Origin of the sequence: Candidatus Nitrosotenuis uzonensis, assembly GCF_000723185.1 — an archaeon.
Classification (GTDB): domain Archaea; phylum Thermoproteota; class Nitrososphaeria; order Nitrososphaerales; family Nitrosopumilaceae; genus Nitrosotenuis; species Nitrosotenuis uzonensis.
In genome coordinates, this window is sequence record NZ_CBTY010000006.1 from 232,175 (window position 1) to 254,880 (window position 22,706).

The following is a 22,706-nucleotide window of genomic DNA, read 5'->3' on the forward strand; positions in this document are numbered from 1 at the left end:
ATACTATTGGAGTGTATTGGTAATCTGGTATTTGGGGCTGTCGTCAATTTACATCCCGTTGTTGACCTTAAGCCTTGGATGCCAATTTTTTCAAGTTATCTGGTATAGTTTGGCGCAGCCACGGATCTGCTTCTTGCGTATCGTTCCACAATCTCCTCTGGAAGCTTGCCGTTAAAGAGATCTTTGCACAGTCCGCGCAGGTATCTCATGATTGCCCACGTTCCTGCTTTGATAAGACCGTACATGAATAGCTTCATTGGAGGCCCGTACGTCTTGTTCCTGAGTATGATTGGGACTATGTCGTTGATGACTCTTAGGTTGTTCTCCCAACATCTCCAAAAGAGTGTGAATTGGGCCTCGTTTAGGTTGCCAAAGTGCATCGAGTTTTTCTCGGAAAAGTCTTGGTATAGAAGAGGAGCAACAAGTCCTCTAAAGTTGGTCTTTCTAAAGTCCTCTATGAGGTCAATCGTGTATTGAGTTTCATCTGGCGTCTCGTCTGGCCAGCCTATGATGAGCGTAGCTGCAGGGAACCAGTGGTTCTCGTTCATTATTCTGGCGCCCTCTCTTACCACCCATCCCCATTCGTCTGTGGAAAATGGTTTTGTCTTGACGCCAAGATGTTTTTTGACCATCCTTGGGGCTACTGTTTCAATTCCGAGATTAGTGGCAAGCCATCTGCCCGTAGTATGCATGTTATTTATCTCGGACATTTGTTTTAGCAATAGTGGGTCTGCAGCTACTGCAGAAAATGTCATGTGGGTAGTTCCTACAAAATTTGCACCCATTGACTTTAGGCTGCGCCATAACTCTGTAATTGCGTCTCGATTTGGCTGAAAGTCCTTGCTTTCACATCCGTAAAGCAGCATCTCGTCTGAGTGCAACCAAATTGAATCAAATCCGTAATCGAGGTTTATCTTTGCCTCGTGCTGAAGTCTTTCTATCGGGAGATCTTTTTTGGATCTCTTGTTTACATCGCAAAAGTCGCATCCCCTTCCACATCCCCTCATTGCCTCTATGAGTGAGTTGACAGTAGGACCTTCAATGATTGGTATGTTTTGTATGTTCTTGACAAAACAGTGCATCAGTTCTGGAGCGTCTCCATTTTCAAGGTCTTTGAACAAGTCAAGTGCCAATTCGTCTGCCTCTCCAACCACAACTGTGTCGATTCCGTGAATCTTCATCCTGTCAGTCTTTGCAAGCTCCCAAGCTCCATTTCCACCAACTACGACATGAAAATCATATTGTTTTTTTAGCTGAATTATTTTTGCACACATTCGCTTGAACTTCATTGCAACATAGGAAAGCTTTTCAGGAGACATTGTAGTCGTTACTGGTGCCATGCCTAATGGGTCCATTACGTTAATTCCGACAACCTTGGTATCAGGACCAATGCATTTTTCCAGATAATCAGGATTTGCAACAAAGACCTCGTCTCTTCTGTATCCCTGCAATAATGCGCTCTCAACACGTCTTAGGCCGACCTGTGCTACCTTTGCCTCTCCAGTATTTTGGTCCGTCTCAACTGCGGGACAGAACACTTTGTCAAATACCCATTCTGGCAAAAGCTCGTATGGCCCACAAGCTATGAACCCATAAAGAAAATTGCCACGATAATTAGTCATAAGACTGCGGTCTGCAGTCAGTACTATTCTCTTGCCAGCCAACTATGGTTAGACTTCTAATATAGTATAAATTATTTTCTGACTGTTTTTCATAGTTGGTTTTTAGCTGGAATTACTCGTGAATGCGAAATAATCACATTGCATGGAGTCGCATCTGAGTGAGGCAGAATTTACGATTTGTTTAGGATTTGGGGAGATTGATGCCTCATGTGGTCTGCAGTCCACGTAGGTGCCTCCAGTTTTGTCTAATCTGATGATTTTCGTGGTACTGAGAATACTCACTGGCGTCAATGACAATGCAGAAATAAAACAATCTTGGAATTAATTGCGTGCGGCCTTTGCCCTGTTTGCAATGTTCGCGGCAACTGCCCCAGCACCTATGCCGTTATCTATGTTTACCACGGATAGCCCTAATGAGCAGCTCTGGAGCATTGATGCAAGTGCCGCAACACCCTTCTCACCATACCCGTATCCTACAGAAGTTGGCAGGCCTATTACTGGAACATCTACAAGAGATGATACCACTGATGCAAGTGCTCCTTCCATGCCTGCGGCGACTATTATCACGTCTACATCCTCTTGGATGAATTTTTTAATAACTGGAAACATTCTATGCATCCCGGCTATTCCTACATCGTAGGTGCAAATACACGAGCAGCTCATTGCCTCGCAGGTGAGCCTTGCTTCCTCGGCAATCCCAATATCGGAGGTTCCTGCGGTGATTATTCCTATCTTTCCTCCTGTATTCTTGAGCTTCTTGTAGATTAGGAGTGTCGTAGTGTTCTTTCCGGATTTGATCTTGAACTTGTTTCTTTTTACAAATACTAGCATTTTTTTGTAATCTTGTTTGGGAATCCTTGAGACTAGTACAAAGTCGGATTTTACAAGTGTCTTTTGAACTATCTTCTTTACTTCGTCAAGCTGCTTTCTTTCCGCAAAAATGACTTCGGGAATTCCCTTGCGGTATTTTCTTCCAACATCTATCTGTGCAAACTCTTCAATCTTTTCGATGGAGTAAAGCGAGAGCAGTTTTCTTGCCTTCGGCACGCTTATCTTTCCGTCTCTGAGTGATTCTAACACGTCGTGAATTTCCAATATCAAAGATTGTGGTGTGTTCTATAAAAAATCTGGTTAGATGCCGGCAAGGGCCGTCTTGACGCTGTTTACTCCCTTTTCAAACCATTCCTTCTCCTCTGAGTTGAGGTCAAGCTCTATTATCTTCTCTACACCTTTCCTTCCAATCACAGCAGGAACGCCTATTGAGACATCCGAGTGGCCATATTGTCCTGTGAGAGGTGTTGCCACAGGAATGACTTTCTTTCTGTCTTTTATGATGGCCTCTACTATTGCAGATATGGCATTACCTGGGGCGTGTACTGTTGCGCCTTTTAGCTCGATTACCTTGGCCGCAACGCCTCTTGTGTCTTTTACGATCTGATCCAGCTTTTCCTTTGGTAGGATGCTGGCAAGCGGAATTCCTGACACCGTGGAAAATCTTGGAAGCGGAAGCATATTCTCGCCATGTTCTCCTATGACAAGGGCCCTTATGGAATCGCGAGAGTGGCCAGTTGACTCGTGGATAAACTGAATGAATCTTGAGAGATCGAGCATATTTCCCATTCCGACAATTCTGCTGGGCTCAAATCCTGACGTCTTGTATGTTATGTGCACCATAGGATCAAGCGGGTTTGTTACCGGAACTATGATTGCATTGCTTGCGTGTTTTTTGATGTTTTCTACAACATCCTTTACAATGCCTGCGTTTATCTTGAGAAGATCCATTCTGGTCATGCCGGGCTTTCTGCCAGAGCCGGCCACAACAACTACAATATCTGAGCCTTTCATGTCTGCATAGTCGTTCGAACCTCTAATGTGTACATCTACGCCCTGCTCTGAGAGCATGTGGTTCAAGTCCATCGCCTCGCCTTGAGGCAGTCCATTTACTACGTCTAAAAGCAGTATGTCCTTGTCGACCTTTCGGAGTGCGGAAAACAATGCCGCATCGCCGCCAACTTTGCCTGAACCAATTATTGTAAGCATATTGTGCGACTTTTCCACTCTGTAATTAAATCTATCCTGATGGACTGAAGTACAACTATGCTTGCATGTATGAGCATTTTGAAAATTCTATCTGTCGGTTTTCTGTAACCATCAAAATCACTGATGCTATGTGAGAATTTATATGCATTTTTGTAATCTGCTTTGTAATGGTTCTGGTAATTGATTCTCAGATAGCTGGAATATCTGGAGATATGATGTTATCATCACTTGTACATATTGGGGCCAACAAATCAAAAATAATAGACGGTGCATACTCTGCGCAAGACTTTCTTCCTGGCTCCAAGATAAAGAAAATCTCTTTTGGTAATGTGTACAAACACGGCATACATGCAACCAGGCTTACTCTGAAGCTTGATGAGGTGCACCATGAAAGAAAAGGAACAGAAATTGCAGGCTGCATAGCCAAAACTGCAAGGAAAATTGGATTATCACAAAGAGCGCAGGAATTTGCAGAAAATACGATACAGACGCTGATTGGAGCTGAGGCCAAGGTTCATGGAATCTCAAAGAACTCGGTACATTTTCATGAAGCATCCAGCATCGATACCGTAATAGACATTATAGGATGTGCTATAGCGCTGGACGACCTGAAGTGTTTTGATCAGGAAATAGTTGCAACGCCGGTAGCAGTTGGAAGCGGTACAGTGACCTTCTCACACGGAACCGTGTCAAATCCGGCAGGAGCAATACTGGAGATATTTAAAAAATCAAAGATACTAGTACAGGGTAGTAGTATAACGGACGAGCTAACAACGCCTACTGGAGCTAGTATTCTTGTAAATCTGGCAGACAGGTGTTCTGAATTCTATCCTCAGATGAAGATAAGCTCAATTGGATATGGAGCAGGTCAGAAAGACTTTGATGGAATATCTAACGTGCTCAAAATAGTGCGCGGTGATGCTTTTGACAGATTAAAGTCGGATCGGGTGGGAATTTTGGAGACCAATCTGGATGATGTTTCGGGCGAATTACTGGCCCACTCTATTGACAAGATCATGTCTGCAGGAGCAAAAGATGTTACTGTGATCCCAGCAGTGACAAAAAAAGGCAGACCAAGCCATGTAATGTCTGTGATATGCGATCCTTCACATGTGGATAGAATCACTGATCTGATTTTCTCAGAAACAGGTACTCTTGGTGTACGGATTCGCTTCTCAGATAGAATAACAGTTCCAAGAAAACTGCTTACTCTAAAAATAATGATACGTGGTAAAGAATTCAAAGTTAGATGCAAGATAAGGGAACAAAAGCAGTTCAAAGTGGAGTACGATGATATCAAGACCGTATCGGACAGACTCAACCTGCCGTTCAAGGATGCTGAAGGTATGATAAAAACACAGGTGGGCAGACAGCTAAAATGAGCAAGATTGAAAGCCTGGTTTCGTGGTTCTCGGGCAAGGCAGGCGTAATAGTCGCACTGTCCGGAGGAGTTGACAGTGCAGTTGTTGCGTACGCGGCACACAGGGCACTTGGCAGAGGAGCTCTGGCAGTGACTGCGGACTACAAGACTTTGGCACAAGAAGAACTAGAGTCAGCAAAGAAGATTTGCAATGAAATAGGAATAAGGCACAGAATAATCTCATACAGTGAACTTGAAAACGAAGACTTTGTAAGAAACGACAAGAATAGATGCTTTTACTGCCGTAGCGAGCTCTCACAACATCTGATCAACGTGGCAAGGTCGGAACGAATTGATCTGATAGTGGATGGCACAAACGTTGATGATCTTGGAGACTACAGGCCTGGAATCTACGCTCTAAAGAGCAACGGAATACGCAGTCCTCTCGTGGAAGTTGGGATAACAAAAAATCAGGTTCGCAGTATTGCACAGTGTGCTGGACTGTCAGTGTATGATCGACCGTCAAATGCGTGTCTTGCATCCAGGATTCCTTGGGGCCAGCGTGTTACTGCAGAAAGGCTTGCACGAATAGAGATTGGAGAGATATTCGTGAAGCAGATATTTGGGGCAAAACAGGTGCGGGTAAGGGATATTGATGGCACCGCAAGAATCGAGGTCGGCCAAGACGAACTGGGTTTGCTATTGGATAAAACAAAGCTTGACGATCTGACATCGAAGCTAAAGTCAATCGGATTTACTGCAGTACAAGTAGACCCTCATGGATACAGGTCTGGAAAGATAAACGTGATTGCAGATTGATTTACCTTGATCATGCTGCCTCAACTCCGATGAACGAGGAGGTCATACAAGAGATGATGCCATACCTTAAGGAAAATTTTGGCAATCCTTCATCCATTCATAGGCTTGGCCGAGTAGCTGCCAAGGCACTTGATTCTGCAAGGAAAAGAATAGCTGACTTGATAAACGCCAGCCCGGATGAGATACTGCTGACCTCGGGTGGTACGGAATCTAACAACACTGCCCTGTTTGGAATGGTGCATCAAGGCAAGAGACTCATAACATCATCAATTGAGCACGATGCAGTACTTGAGCCGTGCAAGAAGCTACAAAGGCTTGGTTGCGATGTGGTTTACCTTCCAGTAGACAGCTCTGGCATGGTAGATCTTGATGCGTTGAGAAACTCGATCACAAACGATACAGCGCTTGTGAGCATAATGTACGCTAACAACGAGGTAGGTACAGTCCAGCCTGTAGATGAGATTGCAAGGATCTGCAGACAGCACAACGTGCCGTTTCATTCAGATGCGGTCCAGGCAGTGGGAAAGATCAAAGTTGATGTTAAAGAAAGCGGGATTGATTTGATGTCGATATCATCGCACAAGATTAACGGGCCCAAGGGCGTCGGAGCTCTATACGTTAGACGCGGAATGAAAATCGAGCCACTTGTCTTGGGGGGAGGTCAAGAAAGCGGATTGCGTTCTGGAACTGAAAACGTTGCAAGCATTGTGGGGTTTGGTAAGGCATGCCAGATTGCAAAAGAAAATCTTGCATCAAACTATGAGCGTCTTAAGACACTTCGTGACAGACTCGTCAGGAGAACGACAAACGAGATAACACATGTGACTTTGAACGGAGAGAGAGAAAAGAGGCTTCCTAACAATGCCCACTTTACTTTTCTTGGGGTTAATGGAGAGGATCTGATAATCAAACTTGACGAGCACGGTATTGCAGCATCTACTGGTTCTGCATGCTCTGTCAAGACACAAAAGGCATCACACGTTCTTATGGCGATGGGATTCTCTCATGAACAGATAACCGGCTCTCTAAGACTTACGGTAGGGTATGGAAATACGCAAGATGACATTGACAAAACAGTAGACATACTCAAGGAAATCGTATCTGATCTACGAAGCGTTTCACCGTTTAAGGCAAAGTATGACTTTTAGATAATCTTTGGCTTCCTCTCTTTGCGGAAAGGAACATCATCGATACTATGGACACTACAAGGACCAGCATAGCTATTGTGCCAAATTCAGGTATGACGTATGTTCCGATTATCTCAATGTCAGAGTCGCCCTCGAGGAACTGTATTGTGATTATTCTAGAGTCCGGGCTTACAGATGACTCTTGATATGGGACTTGGACTCCGTCAATCTGGATAATGTATGTATCATCAGTTCCATCGGGTTTTTTTGCATCTATCCAGTTTCTTCCAAGATCCAAAATTATGGTACCGTCATTATCTGCTTGTATCTGAATCACAAGCGCTAGCATGGCAGGATCTACGAACATGTTCTTGACTGTCCCGCCACGTATTGTGTATGGAACATCAAACGTTCCAGAATCACCAGCTCTTACCTCAAAGATCTGGGTTATCGCGCTTGCAGTATTTTTTGTCTGGAACTGGAAACTGGTCTCGTAAATGTTGCCGCTTGGGCCGTAAGATGCCTGTACTGTATAGTTGCCATCTGCCTTAAAGTACGGGCCGTCTGCTGGAAAAGTGTAGGTAAAGCTACCATCTTGGGCTACTGTGACTTGTGCTATGTGCACCCGGTTGTTATTGTTGTATACCTGGATGAGCAAATCCGTATCTGGAAGAACTGCATCAACCCTTCCCAAAATGACTACTGTGTCGCCCTGTTCGTAGAACTTTTCTGCAACGCATATTCTGCAATCAGGAGATTGTGCAAATGCATGCTGTGCAAAGACAAATACAATACTTGATACAAAAATCAAAACAAGGTGGGAGTAATTCACGATAAACTTGCTATCTGATTGTATATTTCTTTTTCGTGGAAATTGTCTAAAAAATGAAAAAAGTAGTGGCCTTAGTATCTTGGGAAGATGCTAAGTCGTGTTCTTGCAGTCACTGCAATTATGGATATAATTGCCACCGCTAGAACTATTGCTGCTATTGTGCCAAATTCTGGAACTGCCCAAGTACCGATTATTTCAATCTGTGTTGTGCCTTCTGCAAAGAAGATCTCGACAGTCCTTGAGGTACCGTCGCTATCTATCTCGTCAAAGTCGGCTTCCTCATCATCTGTTAGTATGATGAAGTCAGTGTCACCACTGTTGGACTCTGATTTCAGAACGCTTCTTGGGATTTGCAAGATGATTGAGCCGTCGCTTCGTGCGTCAATCGTCAACACAACTGATTTTGTCTCACTGCTGACGGAAGCCTTCTTCACAACTGCAGAACCATAGATCTCGTATGGTATACAGTATGTCTTGTTTCCGCCTTTTACTGCAATCTCGTTTGCATGGCATGCTCCTCCTGTCTCTACTCCGGGTGCACCAACAAGCTCGACTTGGACTTTGTCGTTGATCTCTTGTGGTCCGTATTGAGCCCTGATGGTGTATATGCCGTTTTGCTTGAAGAGTGGGCCTGCTGTGATGAATGCTGTCTCGAATGTGTTGTCTCCAGCAACCTCAACTTGTCTTACAGTTACAATGTTGCCTTGTGGGCCCTGTACTGTAATTGTGACTGGTGCATCGCCTCTAAGATTTGAAACGGCCCCGACTACTCTGATCTCTGTGCTGTGATCATATAGTGTTCTGTCCGTCCAGATCTTTAATGGAACTTTGGCTTTTTGTGCCAGGTTTGCTTTGTAGTAGAGATCATCACCACCGCAATCCGGGCATGCCTCTTCCAAAAAGGTAGATGCATAAGTTGGTACTGTTGCTAAAGTGCCTGCTGCAGCCATTATGGCAATTAGCACGGATAGTGCATAACTATTCATCTTGATTGGCGATTAGAGTACTGACTATTTATGTATATTTAAAAAATGAAAAAAGTAGAGGATCTAGTATTTTGGCAGTATGTTCAGTCTACTTCGTGAGGTGACTGCAATTATGGATATAATTGCCACCGCTAGGATTATGACTGCTATTGTGCCAAATTCTGGGATTACCCAAGTACCGATGATCTCAATCTGAGTTGTTCCGTCCTCGAACGGGATGGTCAGTGTGCGATCACGCGATGTGGACACTTCTGCAGGCGATTCTAATAACTCTGAGCCGTCTACTAGGACGATAAAGTCTTGATCTTCACCGGACATGCCGTCAGCGCCAAATCTTGAATCGATTACGCTTCTTGGCAGTGTGATGGTCAATTCTCCGCCGTTGCTACTAGTGGTCTCGATCTCTATTATTAACGACTTGGCATCAATATCTGGAGTGATACTGATGACTTTGCCGCCTCTGATAGAGTATGTTATTAGGTCATCACTGCCTTCTATCTTGAAGGTCTTACCTGATGGTCCTCCTGGAGCGGATCCTGCGAACTCAAAGGTCGTTTCTGCGGTTCTTGTATCAGTTCCGTAGAGGACTTTGATTGTGTAGGTGCCAGCTGATCTCCAAAGTGCTCCTCCTGCTGTAATCTCGACTCCGTAGGTTTTATCCTCGGATACATCAATTTGCTCGACAGTAACCAAGTTACCATTGGCGGCAATTACCTGTAACGTTACTGGGTAGCCAGAAAGCCTATCTCTGACTTGACCTGTAACAGTAATTATGTCGCCGTCCTCGTAAGAGTCTTGGTCTGTAGTTACCGTGATTGCATCTATGATTTGAGCATAAGCTGGTATAGATACACCTGTGGCCAGAATTGCAAATACTGCTATTGCTGCGTACAGAGTACTCATGTTGCTTATCGGTGCTACCAAATACTATTTAAGCTTAAGAAAAAAATCATTGACTAAAAACAAAAAATATTGATTTCGGATGGGATCTTGATTAAATATATATAAAGTCTTTTAGGAGGTTTGACAGTTTGTGTGGTAATTTTGCATATTTAGCTAATGCTATCGAAGGTGAGCAAGTTGGCAACTAAGAAGAGTCACGTACTAGTACCTGATCACGTGTATGTCCCAAAACATGAGATCATGACAAAAAAGGAGGCAGAAGAAGTACTAAAGAAATTCAACTGCAAGCCTACTGAAATGCCGTTGATATTTTCAAACGATCCTGCGATCATAGGACTTGGCGTAAAACCTGGTGATATGATAAAAATCACAAGAAAGAGCCCAACTGCAGGTGAGAGCATCTACTACAGATACGCGGTGGAAGTATAATGGCAGACTCTTCAAACAAACGATGGCCAATCATACAGGACATTCTAAAAAGGGAAGGAATCGCACGACAACACCTCAATTCATTTGACGAATTTTTAGAGCGCGGCTTGCAAAGTATCATTGATGAAGTAACCCAAATTGAAATTGAAAACGCCGAATACCCGTACAAGATCCAACTTGGCAAAGTAAAGCTGCAACAGCCGCGAATGATGGAACTTGACGGCTCTATCACACATATAACTCCGGCAGAGGCAAGACTCAGAAATGTTTCATATTCTGCCCCTATAATGATGGAGGCAAGCGTTGTTGAGGACGGCAAGATTCTAGAGTCAAGATTCGTACACATAGGTGACATACCTGTAATGGTAAGATCAAATGCGTGCATACTGCACAACTTTTCAACACAAAAGCTAATCGAACACGGCGAGGATCCAAACGATCCTGGTGGATATTTCATAATTAATGGATCTGAACGAGTCATAGTTGGACTTGAGGATCTCTCGTACAACAAAATTATCGTAGACAAGGAAAAGGTCGGAGGCAATGACGTATTCAAGGCAAAAGTGTACTCTTCGATTGTGGGATACAGGGCAAAGCTTGAACTTGTGATGAAAAATGATGGATTGATTGTAGCAAGAATTCCGGGTTCACCTGTTGATATCCCAGTGGTCACTCTGATGAGGGCACTCGGACTAGAATCTGACAGGGAGATTGCAGCAGCGGTGTCTTTGGTTGATTCTATACAGAATGAGCTAGAGGCATCGTTTGAAAAGGCAGCTGACGTGCAAACTACAAAGGATGCAATTGTGTATATCAGTAAAAGAATCGCACCTGGAATGCTTGAAGAATTCCAAATAAAGCGTGCAGAAACACTGCTTGACTGGGGGCTCTTGCCACACCTTGGCAAACATCAAGAAAATAGAAGAGAAAAGGCACAGTTCCTCGGAGAGGCTGCATGCAAACTAATTGAGCTAAAACTTGGGTGGATCTCACCTGATGACAAGGATCATTATGGTAACAAGGTAATAAAATTCGCAGGACAGATGCTAGCAGACCTTTTCAGGACAGCATTTAGAAATCTTGTGCGCGACATGAAATACCAGCTTGAAAGATCTGGTCAAAAGCGAGGTATCAACGCGGTTGCAGCTGCGATAAGACCTGGCATCGTCTCTGACAAACTCAATAACGCAATTGCTACTGGTAATTGGGGACGAGGAAGAGTCGGCGTCACACAACTTCTTGATAGGACCAATTACCTTTCGACAATATCTCACCTAAGAAGAATTCAGTCTCCGCTGTCAAGGACTCAGCCAAACTTTGAGGCAAGAGATCTGCACCCGACACATTTTGGAAGAATTTGCCCATCTGAAACTCCAGAAGGATCAAACTGTGGGCTGGTAAAGAATTTGGCGCTATCTGCTATTATTTCAGTTAATGTTTCGCCCGAGGAGATAGTGGAAAAGCTCTACGATCTTGGTACTGTTCACTTTACTGATGCAAAAGAGGATCTAAAGCGAGATGGTACGCGTATCTTTGTCGATGGTCGACTCGTCGGTTATTACAAGGACGGCGACAAGCTTGTCGAATCACTCCGTGATCTTAGGCGAAGCTCCAAAATACATCCGCACGTTGGAATTTCATTTTTCAAGCCTAATGTCGAAGGCGCGACAAAGAGACTATATGTTAACTGCAATGCAGGACGTGTCCTAAGACCGCTAATTGTAATAAAGGACGGTAAGCCACTTGTAACTCAGGAATTAATCGAAAAGGTCTCAAAGAAGCTCATGTCATGGAATGACCTTCTGAGAATGGGGGTAATAGAGCTAATTGATGCAAACGAGGAGGAGAACTTTTACATCACACTTGATGACAAGGACACAAAAAAATACACGCATCTTGAGATATTTCCGTCAGCAATATTGGGTGCAGGGGCATCAATCATTCCGTATCCGGAACACAACCAGTCTCCAAGAAATACGTACGAGTCTGCAATGGCAAAGCAAAGTCTTGGATTTTCAACTCCTATGATGAATACTAGCACTTATGTAAGACAGCACTTTATGTGGTATCCACAAACACCAATTGTTACAACAAAAGCCATGAATCTACTCGGACTTGAAGACAGGCCGGCAGGACAGAACTGTGTTGTGGCAGTGTTGCCGTTTGATGGTTACAATATCGAGGATGCAATTGTTATCTCAAAGGCAGCAGTAGACAGGGGCCTTGGAAGAACATTCTTCTTTAGAATTTACGAGGCGGAGGCAAAGCAGTATCCTGGAGGGATGAGAGACAACTTTGAGATTCCGAATGCCGAGGATAACATTCGCGGCTACAAGGGAGAAAAAGCATACAGACTACTTGAAGAGGACGGAGTCATTGCAACAGAATCCGCAGCAATTGGTGGCGATATACTGATCGGCAAGACAAGCCCGCCGCGATTCATGGAAGAATACAGGGAGTTTGAATCAAAGGGACCGTATAGACGTGACACATCTATAGGTGTAAGGCCATCTGAGACGGGAGTCGTGGATACCGTGGTGATGACTCAGTCAAGTGAGGGTGGCAAGATGTACAAGATTAGGGTAAGGGACATGAGGATTCCTGAAATTGGCGACAAGTTTGCGTCAAGACACGGACAAAAGGGAGTTGTAGGCATTCTAGCAAGATACGAAGATCTACCATACACTGCAGAGGGAATAATCCCAGATGTACTGATCAATCCACACGCATTCCCATCTCGTATGACTGTTGGCATGTTCATGGAATCAATTTCAGGTAAGGCAGCTGCTGTCAGAGGTGCCAAGTTCGATGGCTCGGCCTTTGTCGGAGAAAAAATGGATGAGATAAAATCGGCACTTGAGAATAGCGGACTGAAATATTCTGGTAAGGAGACAATGTATGATGGAAGAACTGGCAAGCCATTTCCAGTCGATGTCTTTATTGGAGTAGTGTATTATCAAAAACTTCACCACATGGTTGCAGACAAGATTCATGCAAGAGCAAGAGGCCAGGTCCAAATGCTCACAAAGCAGCCAACTGAGGGAAGAGCAAGGGGGGGAGGTCTTAGATTTGGTGAAATGGAACGAGATTGTTTGATTGCGTACGGCGCGTCAATGATTCTAAAAGACAGACTTCTTGATGAATCTGACAAATCTGAGATATACGTCTGTGAAAGATGTGGACTTGTAGCGTACCATGATGTTAAACAAAGAAAATACTTGTGCAGGGTGTGCGGAGACAAGGCAAAAGTCTCATCCGTCTCAGTCGCATATGCATTTAAACTACTACTGCAAGAAATGCAAAGCCTCAATGTGGCCCCAAGATTGATGATAAAGGAGAAGGTGTAATGTCGGTTCAAACAGTAAAGTCAATTGACGGAATTAGGTTTTCTGTGTGGTCGCCAACTGAAATAAGAAAGTATTCGGTGGCAGAGATAACCGCACCAGAAACGTATGATGAGGACGGAATGGCAGTGCAAGGAGGGTTGATGGATGGCAGACTTGGAACCTTGGAGCCAGGACAAAAATGCCTCACATGCGGCAACACTGCAGCAAGGTGCCCTGGCCACTTTGGACACATCGAGCTTGCAGAACCTGTGCTGCACATAGCATTCATTGACAATATTCACAAACTGCTTCTGGCAACGTGTCGCTCTTGTTCAAGACTCAAACTTCCGCAAGAAGAACTTGATTCATACTCGCAAATCCGGAAAAAAGAGGCCGCCTACACCATAATATCGCAAAAGAGAATTCCTGAAGAAATACTGGACAAGGCAAAAAAGGCAAAAGAGTGTCCGCACTGCGGAAAGCCACAATATGACCTGATATTTACAAAGCCTACCATATTCATAGAAAAGACAGAGATAGGAGAACACAGACTGCTTCCAATCACGATAAGGGAGAGATTCACGCAGATTCGAGACGAGGATCTCAAACTGCTAGGATATGATCCGACCACGGCAAGACCTGAATGGTTCATCTTACAAGTACTACCAGTTCCGCCAGTCACTGTGAGACCGTCAATCATACTTGAAACTGGAATCAGATCTGAGGATGATCTGACGCACAAGATGGTGGATATCATAAGGGTCAATCAGAGACTAAAGGAAAGCAAGGATGCAGGAACACCGCCACTCATAGTTCAGGATCTGGTGGACCTATTACAATATCATACAACCACATACTTTGACAACGAGGTCTCAGGAATACCGCAGGCTCACCACCGCTCTGGAAGACCGCTAAAAACACTAACGCAACGACTCAAAGGAAAGGAAGGAAGATTCAGAGGATCTCTTTCTGGCAAAAGAGTGGACTTTTCAAGCAGAACCGTTATCTCGCCAGATCCAAGCTTGGACCTGTCGGAGGTGGGCGTCCCAGAAGCTGTAGCCAAGAAGCTCACAATTCCGGAAATTATCACAGAATGGAATATTGAAAGGATGAGAGAGCTTGTAATCAACGGCCCGGAGAAATTCCCAGGCGTCAATTATATTGTAAGACCTGATGGGGTAAAAATCAGACTTGACTTTGTAGAGGATAGGACAACAATTGCGCAAAACTTGGAAGTTGGATACCTTGTGGAAAGACACCTCTCAGATGGAGACATTGTAATGTTCAACAGGCAGCCATCGCTGCATCAGATGTCCATCATGGCGCACTATGTGAGAGTGCTTCCGGGAAAGACCTTTAGGCTACATCCGTCAGTTTGCCCACCGTACAACGCAGATTTTGATGGCGATGAGATGAACCTGCACGTACCGCAAAGTGAAGAGGCAAGAGCAGAGGCCATACTTTTGATGAGAGTCCAGGATCAGCTAATCTCTCCAAGATATGGAGGGCCAATCATTGGCGGACTCAGGGACTTTATCACCGGCTCGTACCTGCTAACAAAAGATGATACACTGCTCACTCCGCAAGAATTTGCCAACTATGCAATGCTTGGAGGATATGAAGGAACATTCCCAGAGCCAGCAGCAAAAGGCAAGGACGGACCGATGTATACTGGCAAGCAACTATTCTCGCTATTCTTACCGTCTGACTTTAATTTTGTAATCACATCCAAGTGGTCCAAGGGTACAAAAGGACAGCAAAAGGATGTAGTGATAAAAAACGGGCAGCTGATTTCTGGAGTAATAGACAAAGCGTCAATTGGCGCAGAAGAGCCGGAAAGCGTGCTACATAGAATTGCAAAAGACTATGGCAACGCAACAGCAAAGAAATTCCTCAACTCTGTTCTCATTGTTGCAAAACAGTTTATCACACACTATGGATTTAGCTACGGATATGCTGACCTTGAGCTGTCCGAGAAGGTAAAAGGCGAAATAAACTCGGCAATCGAAGAGACGTATAATCAGGTCTATGACCTCATATCGCAGGCAAAGAAGGGGACTTTGAGACTGACAAGAGGTCTTTCCGCAGAGGAAGCACTTGAAGCATATATTGTAAACGAACTATCAAAGGCAAGGGACAAGGCGGGAAACACGGCAGACCAGCAGCTAGAAAAGAACAATGCTGCAAGAATAATGGCTACCACGGGTGCAAGAGGCTCATCACTTAACATAGGTCAGATGGCAGGAGCACTAGGACAACAGTCTCTGCGTGGAAACAGAATAAACAAAGGATACAACAACAGATCTCTGCCGCATTTTAAAGAAGGTGATGATAATCCTGACGCTCACGGATTTGTAAAATCAAACTATAGAGATGGACTTTCTGCAATCGAATTCTTCTTCCACGCGATGGGAGGCAGGGAGGGACTTGTAGACACAGCAGTCAGAACACAACAGTCTGGATACATGCAAAGAAGACTTGTCAACGCACTTGAGCACATCAAGCTGGAATATGATGGAACAGTCAGAGATCCGCATGGACACATAATACAGTTCCTGTACGGTGAAGACGGAATTGACGTGGCAAAGTCCGACCATGGTGAGGCATTCAACATCAACAGGCTGATCGAATCGGAGACAATAGTTGATTCTGGCAAAAAGGCAACAAAAGAGGAGGCAGAGGAACTACTCAAAAAATACACTAAAACATTTAACCCAAGATTGACAAAGCTTGTAGAAGAAGGAATACTCAATTCAAAGCTTAGTAGGGATGGAGCCGAGAAGGTGCTCAAGAAAGCACTTGATCTTTACAACAAGGCAAAGGCAGAGCCTGGACAGGCAGTAGGCATAGTTACCGCACAGTCAATCGGAGAGCCGGGCACACAGATGACACTTAGAACATTCCACTTTGCAGGAATCAGGGAAAGAAACGTAACACTGGGTCTTCCAAGACTTATTGAACTGGTAGATGCCAGAAAAAAACCCGTAACGCCTACGATGGACATCTATCTTGAGGAAAAATACAAAAAGTCAAGAGAGAAGGCAATCGAGGTTGCACGAAACACGTTACAGACAAAGGTAAGCGCACTAGTCGCAAATGTTGATACGGATTATTCCACACAAATTACAATCGAGCTTAGTGAAGCAGCTTTGAGCCAGAGGGGTTGCACTATTGAAGAGGTTGAAACTGCACTTGCATCAAACAAAAAATTCAAGCTAGAAACGGCAGGACACACAATAAAGCTGAACTTGGCTGAAGCATCTGATGCTCCCACAGTAATAGCAATCAGAAACAAGGTGCTAAACACAATTGTAAAAGGAGTTCCTGACATAACCAGAGTCACAGTGGCACAAAAAGATGATGAGTGGGTCATTCAGACTACAGGCTCTAACCTTTCAAAGGTTCTTGAAATTGATGGTATAGACAAGCAGAACGTGAGGACAAACAACGTGTTTGAGATTGCTGCAACGCTTGGAATAGAGGCTGCACGAAATGCACTAATCAATGAGCTGAGCACAACCTTGGAGGATCAGGGACTAGAAGTTGACTCCAGATACATCATGCTAGTGGCAGACATGATGTGCTCTAGAGGATATTTGCAGCAAATAGGAAGACACGGTATCGCAGGAACAAAAGATAGTGTGCTTGCAAGAGCTGCATTTGAAATCACGGTACCCACAATCGCCGAGGCTGCGCTTACTGGCGAAGTTGAAGAGCTAAAGGGCGTAACTGAAAACGTAATTGTTGGAAGCAACATTCCTGTTGGCTCTGGAACAGTTGACTTGTTCATGCAAGTCTCCAAACACTAGGCTCTCTTACACAGGTAAAATTTTTATTTACAATCAGATCGAACTCGCTCTAGTTGTTTGAGTTTATCAACGGCACTGAACTCAAAGTTCTGATAAACTTTGGGTTTTCAATGTTAGCTGGGATTCTAATAGGTATAGAACGAGAGAGCCGTGGCAAACCTGCTGGAATAAGTACATTTTCACTTGTAATTTCAGGTTCGATGGTCTTCACGTTTTTGTCTTCGCAGGTAGATCCTGCCTCGACCACAAGGATTGCAGCATATGTGGTTGGAGGAATAGGATTTCTGGGTGGCGGCATGATCATAAAAGGTGATATAAAAAATATCTTCAATCTTACGACTGCAGCAAGTATCTGGTTTGCGGCATCAATTGGGATGGCAATCGGATTTGGCTATTACTTTCTTGCGATAATAGGAATAATAGTGTGCGTTCTAACACCTCGCATTCCTCATATTACCAAGATTAAAAAATCCAAAGCCGTCCCCAAGTCACAAAATTCAGAAGATGACTACACGCCACCACTGGATTCTGACTAGGAACATACATGCTGGTAATTAGTTAACTTCAAAAATTGCATTGAATCATACTAACTGTTGATTGTTTTATTGTTGATGGCATTCATGATTTTCGGGGCATATGCACAGCAGATTCCAGACTACTACAAGCCGTATGCACCAATTTATACTGACAAAGAAGTGTATACTTGGACTGATAAAGTTAGAATAACAATAGTGGCGCCAAGCTGGAACGCAGACAGATACTCAATAGATACAATAGGAGATGAGACATCACACGCAGTGAAAATTTCAACGTCGACCAAATCGCTTTCGCCATACCGACTGACTGAGACAAGTCAGAACAGCGGAGTGTTCACAGGAGAGGTGATACTTACTGGATTCTCACATGATGTTGATGGTGATGGCAGACCGGATACAAACCCGCGTACTGTGGGAGCTGGACCTACTGGCGGTATGTTGGAAACAAAAAGAGATGACGGACTAACGGTCTCATTTGAGTTTGCTGACGGCGTGGTGCTAACAAATTCTGCCAAAGTAAGCTGGAATTCTGGAACTATACGATTCTCAAATCCAAGCTATCTTATCTCAGATACTGTCGTTGTTCGAGTAGTAGATCCTGACATGAATTTGAATCCTGAAGCACCTGATACCCTTACAGTAGATGTGGTGTCGGACTCTGATTCTGCAGGTGTGTCTGTTTCTGCAACTGAAACATTAGATGACTCTGGCATATTCGAGGTTGCGGTAATACTTACTCAAACCGGCAAGTCAAGCGGTAATAGGCTACATGCGCTTCCTGGAGATGCGATTACGGCAATATACAAGGACAGAACACTACCTACCCCGTTTAGCATTTCGGATCACAAAGACGTGATTGCAACTGCGACGGTTGGGTCGATAACTCCGCAAACACAAAGGATTAGACTCGGCGACCTCTTCTTTACAGATTTTACAGGAAACCGTATAGAACAATTAATGCAGTCACAACAGGTGCAGATTGTGAATCGTGTGACAAACAATGAAGATTATCAACAAGATTTTGTTTGTATAATGCAAATAAGTGATGCAACCAATACAATAATCTCAATCGCGTGGATTAGTGGCCAGCTCAGAGCAGGACAAAGCTTTGACGTTTCGCAATCGTGGGTTCCAAAAGAAAGCGGCACTTATAAGATTGAAACTTTTGTATGGAAATCACTTGATGATCCGCGTGCACTCTCACAAAACAGTGAAAGGGAAATTCGCGTGCAGTAGAGGATAAGAATCTTATAATATTGATACATCATTAACGCATGGCTAAAACTATGCTGTCTATACTGACAGCAGGTGCTTTGTTCTCAGCTGCACTTTTTGCATCTTTTGGGATGGCAGAATCTGTAGATGCACTCAAGGCACAAAACACTCCGACTACAAAATCGTTCGGCCAAAAGACTGCGTCAAAAATCTGTGGTGATCAGCTTTGTACAGAGGCAAGAAAGCCGGTACTCTCAAAACCAGAAAAGCCGGTCGCGTGTACCATGGAATACATGCCTGTATGCGGTGTTGACGGCAAGACATACGGCAATATGTGTATGGCAAATGCTGAAGGAGTAGCAGTTGCATACAAGGGCGAGTGCACAGCAACTCCACAACAAAAACCGATGGCATGCACAAAAGAATACATGCCTGTATGCGGTGTTGACGGCAAGACATACGGCAATATGTGTATGGCAAATGCAGCTGGCGTCTCTGTAGAATACAAAGGAGAATGCACTGCAAAACCTGCAGATAAGGTGCATATATCAAAAATTGTTACGGGTACAGCAACCTCAATCCAAGATCCAGGTCTTGGACACGAATCACACCAACTTGCAGTGATATTACCGCCAAGCGACAAAATCTACAAAGGAATGCTGACATATTCTGCGTCAGAACCAGTACAACTTGTAGCATTGACTGGACCTCTTGCAGAAGGACAAGACAAGGGACAACCAATATGGACACCTGACGGCAAGACCAAGTTTGCATTGACGCTAATTGAGGCAGATCCTGCTGGAACATGGAACTTTGCAGCAAACGCACTTGCAGTGCACACTAAAAAGACAGAACCATTCACGGTAAGCTATACGGTAAGCTATGTAGAAAAACAAAGATCAGAGACAGTAAAGACGGGTACAGCAACCTCAATCCAAGATCCAGGTCTTGGACACGAATCACACCAACTTGCAGTGATATTACCGCCAAGCGACAAACCATACAGCGGACTTGTAACATTTGCAGCATCCGAACCAGTACAACTTGTTGTACTACATGGCCCTCTTGCAGAAGGACAAGACAAGGGACAACCAATATGGACACCTGACGGCAAGACCAAGTTTGCTCTAACTTTGGTTGAAACGCAAGCCTCGGGGACATGGAACTTTGCTGGAAACGCACTTGCAGTGCACACTAAAAAGACAGAACCATTCACGGTAAGCTATACGGTCGTAGCGGCTCAATAAACACCATTTTTTATTTTTTGAGTTTGTTATTGATCAAATTTTTCAATGATAAGTCTATAAAGGAGATTTTTGGGATCGTCATTACACTGTGATAATATGGGCAAATTACTTGAAAAAGCACTAAAGGACGCACTCTCTGAGAACAAGTGTATACTGGGAGAAAAACAAGTATTACAGTCAATCAAGAACGCAAAGCTTGTAATCGTTTCAAAGTCGCTCTCAAAAGAATCATCTGATAAGATAACTGATTCTGCAAACGGACAAAAAATATCAACCCTGCAGTTTGATGGATCGTCAGTAGCGCTTGGAAGACTTTGCGGATTGCAATTCAGGGTATCCGCAGCATCACTTACGGCAATCCCAGATTCTAACGTCAAAGCAATTCTAAAAGAAGAGACAAAATGAAAATCTGTAATTTCTCTCAAAGTTTAAATGAGACGCAAATCGTGTCGGAATAATTAAGGAAAATGCCTCAAACAATCAAATTAACAACTGATCAAATGCGATTGATTTCGCTTTTTCAAAACGTAACCGGAGCATCTGCACGTGATTGCGTTGAGGATGAGAAACAAAATCGGGTTATTTTTGTTGTAAATGAGGGAAAGATGGGTCTTGCTATAGGAAAGGGTGGCTCACACATTAGAAATTTGCAAAATATCATAAAGAAAAATGTAGAACTAGTAGAATACTCTGATGATCCAGTAAAGTTTTTGAAAAACATGCTCAACAACAAACTTGTATCGGATGTCAAACTGAACAAAAGACTTGATGGTTCTACGCAAGCAATAGTTATAGTTGACGCAAAGAAAAAAGGAATTGTTGTAGGCCGTGAGGGCAAGAATGCGGAAAAAGCACGTCTTCTGGCAAAAAGATACTTTGAAATTACAAGCGTTTTAATTAACAGTCCTGATAAAGTGAGCGAGTGATAGTATGGCAAAGTCTCCATTAGGGTTATTTGCAGGAAGAGTTCTGAAGACAAAACGAAAGCGACAGCGATGGTCCATTGGAACATACAAGCGAAGAACTTTAGGTCTTGACCGAAAGTCAAACCCGATGGGTGGTTCGCCACAAGCACGGGGAATTGTTTTGGAAAAAGTAGGAATTGAGGCAAAGCAGCCAAACTCAGCTGTCAGAAAATGTGTCAGAGTTCAGCTTATCAAAAATGGAAGAACGATCACTGCATTTCTTCCGCGAGACGGAGCAATGAACTTCATCGATGAACATGACGAGGTTCACGTAGAAGGAATGGGGGCATCAATGGGTGGCGCAATGGGAGATATCCCTGGAGTACGATTCAAGGTTTTCAAGGTAAACGGTACCTCACTGCGCGAGCTTGTCAGGGGCAGAAAAGAAAAACCTAGGAGATGAGAAGATGACCGAGAGTCCAAATCTTTTGCTGTTTAGAAAATGGGATCTTTCCGGAGTTGAAATCAACGATCCGGGGCTCAAGACTGTAATCTCACTTAAAAAATCAATCATGCCGCTTACATTTGGAAGATCCTCGCTCAAACGCTTCAACAAAACAGAGGTCAACATAGTTGAGCGACTTGCAAACAAACTAATGCATTTTGGAAAAAAATATGCAAAGAACACCGGAAGAATGGGTGGCAAGAAAACAAGAGCAATCAACACAGTAAAGGCCGCATTTGAGATAATTCATCTAAAGACTGGAAAGAATCCAGTGGAGGTTTTAGTGAGGGCAATTGAGCACTCTTCTCCTAACGAGGACACCACAAGAATAGTGTATGGTGGTACTGCATACCATGTGTCAGTCGATGTCTCGCCTCTAAGACGCGTTGACCTTGCATTACGGTTCATTGCAGACGGCGTAAAAGAATCATCGTTCTCAAACCCCAAATCCATGGAAGAATACTTGGCCGAACACCTTATTGCAGCATCAAGCAACGATCCTACAGCCCCATCTGTAAAGAAAAAGAACGAGCTGGAAAGAATAGCACAAGCATCCAGATAAAATAAAGTAGCCCGAGGCAGATTCGAACTGCCGTCTCGGCGTATCCACTCATGAGATCCAGAGCGCCGAATCCTTAGCCTGAAAGATCATTTGGCCGCTAGACTATCGGGCTACTGAAAACTGCACAAATACCTTGGAATATAAAATTACTTCAGCCTACTTCGTACGCACTTCCCGAATCGCAGTTGCATAATCACAATCAGCTCTTAGTCTCATATATGGAATGAGCCTGTAATGTATGGAGTACAGATGTTTTTCCTTGTACAGTATGTTTTTCTGCAGTAATGATGCGATTCCTCTTGATGCTACAGTAAGTGATACATCAAATTCGGCACACACAGCATCACGCTTTTTTTGATACTGCTCGAGTGTAAATGCTACACTGTCAAGCTCTAATATGAGCGGCCAGACAATCTCCTTCCAGACAAATCTTCGGTTTTCGGTACCGGACGCGTACTTGCCTTTCTCACTCAACGTTAAATA

General features: G+C 43.9%; 20 protein-coding genes and 1 tRNA gene. 13 read left to right on the forward strand and 8 right to left on the reverse strand.

What is annotated here, in order from left to right:
• Positions 1–95: 95 nt before the first annotated feature.
• The 3 genes from NITUZ_RS01945 to NITUZ_RS01955 all read right to left on the reverse strand — a co-directional run bounded on the left by NITUZ_RS01945 (position 96) and on the right by NITUZ_RS01955 (position 3,662).
• Complete coding sequence (locus tag NITUZ_RS01945) at positions 96–1,622, reverse strand: radical SAM protein (protein WP_048194935.1); 1,527 nt, start codon at positions 1,620–1,622, stop codon at positions 96–98.
• A gap of 321 nt (positions 1,623–1,943) precedes the next feature.
• Positions 1,944–2,717, reverse strand: coding sequence for a nickel pincer cofactor biosynthesis protein LarB (gene larB, locus NITUZ_RS01950; RefSeq protein ID WP_048194658.1), 774 nt, complete (start codon positions 2,715–2,717; stop codon positions 1,944–1,946).
• A gap of 36 nt (positions 2,718–2,753) precedes the next feature.
• On the reverse strand, positions 2,754–3,662 hold the full coding sequence (locus NITUZ_RS01955; RefSeq protein WP_048194660.1) for a malate dehydrogenase: 909 nt from the start codon (positions 3,660–3,662) through the stop codon (positions 2,754–2,756).
• A 167-nt stretch (positions 3,663–3,829) separates the two neighbouring features.
• Here NITUZ_RS01955 and larC point away from each other — a divergent pair, with 167 nt between their 5' ends.
• From larC to NITUZ_RS01970, 3 genes are read left to right on the forward strand one after another with little or no spacing between them, the layout of a single operon-like run.
• Positions 3,830–5,044, forward strand: a complete 1,215-nt coding sequence (gene larC / locus NITUZ_RS01960) for a nickel pincer cofactor biosynthesis protein LarC (RefSeq protein WP_048194662.1) — start codon at positions 3,830–3,832, stop codon at positions 5,042–5,044.
• Positions 5,041–5,841 (forward strand): ATP-dependent sacrificial sulfur transferase LarE, encoded by an 801-nt coding sequence (gene larE / locus NITUZ_RS01965; protein WP_048194663.1) that lies wholly within the window; start codon positions 5,041–5,043, stop codon positions 5,839–5,841. Before larC ends, larE begins: the two co-directional genes overlap by 4 nt.
• Positions 5,838–6,989, forward strand: coding sequence for a cysteine desulfurase family protein (locus NITUZ_RS01970; protein WP_048194665.1), 1,152 nt, complete (start codon positions 5,838–5,840; stop codon positions 6,987–6,989). The genes larE and NITUZ_RS01970 overlap by 4 nt, the downstream gene beginning before the upstream one ends.
• On the opposite strand, the gene NITUZ_RS01975 is transcribed toward NITUZ_RS01970, so the two are convergent.
• From NITUZ_RS01975 to NITUZ_RS01985, 3 genes are all read right to left on the reverse strand, one after another.
• Positions 6,967–7,800 (reverse strand): PEFG-CTERM sorting domain-containing protein, encoded by an 834-nt coding sequence (locus NITUZ_RS01975; RefSeq protein ID WP_048194666.1) that lies wholly within the window; start codon positions 7,798–7,800, stop codon positions 6,967–6,969. The two genes, NITUZ_RS01970 and NITUZ_RS01975, sit on opposite strands and share 23 nt — an antisense overlap.
• A 71-nt stretch (positions 7,801–7,871) precedes the next feature.
• Entirely contained in the window at positions 7,872–8,786 is a 915-nt protein-coding gene (locus NITUZ_RS01980; protein ID WP_081844831.1) for a PEFG-CTERM sorting domain-containing protein, read from the reverse strand.
• Between the two features lie 63 nt (positions 8,787–8,849).
• A complete protein-coding gene (locus NITUZ_RS01985) occupies positions 8,850–9,689 on the reverse strand; it encodes a PEFG-CTERM sorting domain-containing protein (RefSeq protein ID WP_048194938.1) in 840 nt (279 codons plus the stop codon).
• Between the two features lie 177 nt (positions 9,690–9,866).
• Between NITUZ_RS01985 and NITUZ_RS01990 the strand changes: the two genes are divergently transcribed.
• The 10 genes from NITUZ_RS01990 (at position 9,867) to NITUZ_RS02035 (ending at position 22,223) form a co-directional block, all read left to right on the forward strand.
• Positions 9,867–10,118, forward strand: a complete 252-nt coding sequence (locus NITUZ_RS01990; protein WP_048194940.1) for a DNA-directed RNA polymerase subunit H — start codon at positions 9,867–9,869, stop codon at positions 10,116–10,118.
• A complete protein-coding gene (locus NITUZ_RS01995; protein WP_048194668.1) occupies positions 10,118–13,465 on the forward strand; it encodes a DNA-directed RNA polymerase subunit B in 3,348 nt (1,115 codons plus the stop codon). The genes NITUZ_RS01990 and NITUZ_RS01995 overlap by 1 nt, the downstream gene beginning before the upstream one ends.
• The gene (locus NITUZ_RS02000) at positions 13,465–17,253 is read left to right on the forward strand and encodes a DNA-directed RNA polymerase subunit A' (RefSeq protein ID WP_048194671.1); all 3,789 of its coding nucleotides are present in this window, start codon (positions 13,465–13,467) and stop codon (positions 17,251–17,253) included. The genes NITUZ_RS01995 and NITUZ_RS02000 overlap by 1 nt, the downstream gene beginning before the upstream one ends.
• Before the next feature lie 53 nt (positions 17,254–17,306).
• Positions 17,307–17,789, forward strand: coding sequence for an MgtC/SapB family protein (locus NITUZ_RS02005; RefSeq protein ID WP_052370033.1), 483 nt, complete (start codon positions 17,307–17,309; stop codon positions 17,787–17,789).
• A 57-nt stretch (positions 17,790–17,846) separates the two neighbouring features.
• The gene (locus NITUZ_RS02010; RefSeq protein ID WP_244443786.1) at positions 17,847–19,025 is read left to right on the forward strand and encodes a hypothetical protein; all 1,179 of its coding nucleotides are present in this window, start codon (positions 17,847–17,849) and stop codon (positions 19,023–19,025) included.
• A 38-nt stretch (positions 19,026–19,063) separates the two neighbouring features.
• On the forward strand, positions 19,064–20,251 hold the full coding sequence (locus tag NITUZ_RS10250; protein WP_048194675.1) for a Kazal-type serine protease inhibitor family protein: 1,188 nt from the start codon (positions 19,064–19,066) through the stop codon (positions 20,249–20,251).
• A gap of 96 nt (positions 20,252–20,347) precedes the next feature.
• Entirely contained in the window at positions 20,348–20,656 is a 309-nt protein-coding gene (locus NITUZ_RS02020; RefSeq protein ID WP_048194677.1) for a ribosomal L7Ae/L30e/S12e/Gadd45 family protein, read from the forward strand.
• 62 nt (positions 20,657–20,718) lie between these two features.
• Entirely contained in the window at positions 20,719–21,177 is a 459-nt protein-coding gene (locus NITUZ_RS02025; RefSeq protein ID WP_048194679.1) for a NusA-like transcription termination signal-binding factor, read from the forward strand.
• 4 nt (positions 21,178–21,181) lie between these two features.
• The gene (locus NITUZ_RS02030; protein ID WP_048194682.1) at positions 21,182–21,619 is read left to right on the forward strand and encodes a 30S ribosomal protein S12; all 438 of its coding nucleotides are present in this window, start codon (positions 21,182–21,184) and stop codon (positions 21,617–21,619) included.
• Between the two features lie 4 nt (positions 21,620–21,623).
• Positions 21,624–22,223 carry a 30S ribosomal protein S7 gene (locus NITUZ_RS02035; protein ID WP_048194946.1) on the forward strand — a complete coding sequence of 200 codons (600 nt, stop codon included), beginning with the start codon at positions 21,624–21,626 and terminating at the stop codon, positions 22,221–22,223.
• Positions 22,224–22,230: 7 nt separating this feature from the next.
• On the opposite strand, the gene NITUZ_RS09965 is transcribed toward NITUZ_RS02035, so the two are convergent.
• Both NITUZ_RS09965 and NITUZ_RS02040 read right to left on the reverse strand, forming a co-directional pair.
• Positions 22,231–22,335: transfer RNA gene (locus NITUZ_RS09965), tRNA-Gln, on the reverse strand.
• 44 nt (positions 22,336–22,379) lie between these two features.
• A complete protein-coding gene (locus NITUZ_RS02040) occupies positions 22,380–22,697 on the reverse strand; it encodes a hypothetical protein (protein WP_048194684.1) in 318 nt (105 codons plus the stop codon).
• Between the last annotated feature and the right edge of the window lie 9 nt (positions 22,698–22,706).

Excerpts from the sequence above, each read along its gene's own strand:
- NITUZ_RS02020 (WP_048194677.1), top strand. The coding sequence starts at position 20,348 with ATGGGCAAATTACTTGAAAAAGCACTAAAGGACGCACTCTCTGAGAAC.
- NITUZ_RS01955 (WP_048194660.1), bottom strand. The coding sequence starts at position 3,662 with ATGCTTACAATAATTGGTTCAGGCAAAGTTGGCGGCGATGCGGCATTG.
- NITUZ_RS02025 (WP_048194679.1), top strand. The coding sequence starts at position 20,719 with ATGCCTCAAACAATCAAATTAACAACTGATCAAATGCGATTGATTTCG.
- NITUZ_RS01995 (WP_048194668.1), top strand. The coding sequence starts at position 10,118 with ATGGCAGACTCTTCAAACAAACGATGGCCAATCATACAGGACATTCTA.
- larE (WP_048194663.1), top strand. The coding sequence starts at position 5,041 with ATGAGCAAGATTGAAAGCCTGGTTTCGTGGTTCTCGGGCAAGGCAGGC.
- NITUZ_RS10250 (WP_048194675.1), top strand. The coding sequence starts at position 19,064 with ATGGCTAAAACTATGCTGTCTATACTGACAGCAGGTGCTTTGTTCTCA.
- NITUZ_RS02030 (WP_048194682.1), top strand. The coding sequence starts at position 21,182 with ATGGCAAAGTCTCCATTAGGGTTATTTGCAGGAAGAGTTCTGAAGACA.
- NITUZ_RS01980 (WP_081844831.1), bottom strand. The coding sequence starts at position 8,786 with ATGAATAGTTATGCACTATCCGTGCTAATTGCCATAATGGCTGCAGCA.
- NITUZ_RS01945 (WP_048194935.1), bottom strand. The coding sequence starts at position 1,622 with ATGACTAATTATCGTGGCAATTTTCTTTATGGGTTCATAGCTTGTGGG.
- NITUZ_RS02000 (WP_048194671.1), top strand. The coding sequence starts at position 13,465 with ATGTCGGTTCAAACAGTAAAGTCAATTGACGGAATTAGGTTTTCTGTG.
- larC (WP_048194662.1), top strand. The coding sequence starts at position 3,830 with ATGGTTCTGGTAATTGATTCTCAGATAGCTGGAATATCTGGAGATATG.
- NITUZ_RS01985 (WP_048194938.1), bottom strand. The coding sequence starts at position 9,689 with ATGAGTACTCTGTACGCAGCAATAGCAGTATTTGCAATTCTGGCCACA.
- NITUZ_RS02035 (WP_048194946.1), top strand. The coding sequence starts at position 21,624 with ATGACCGAGAGTCCAAATCTTTTGCTGTTTAGAAAATGGGATCTTTCC.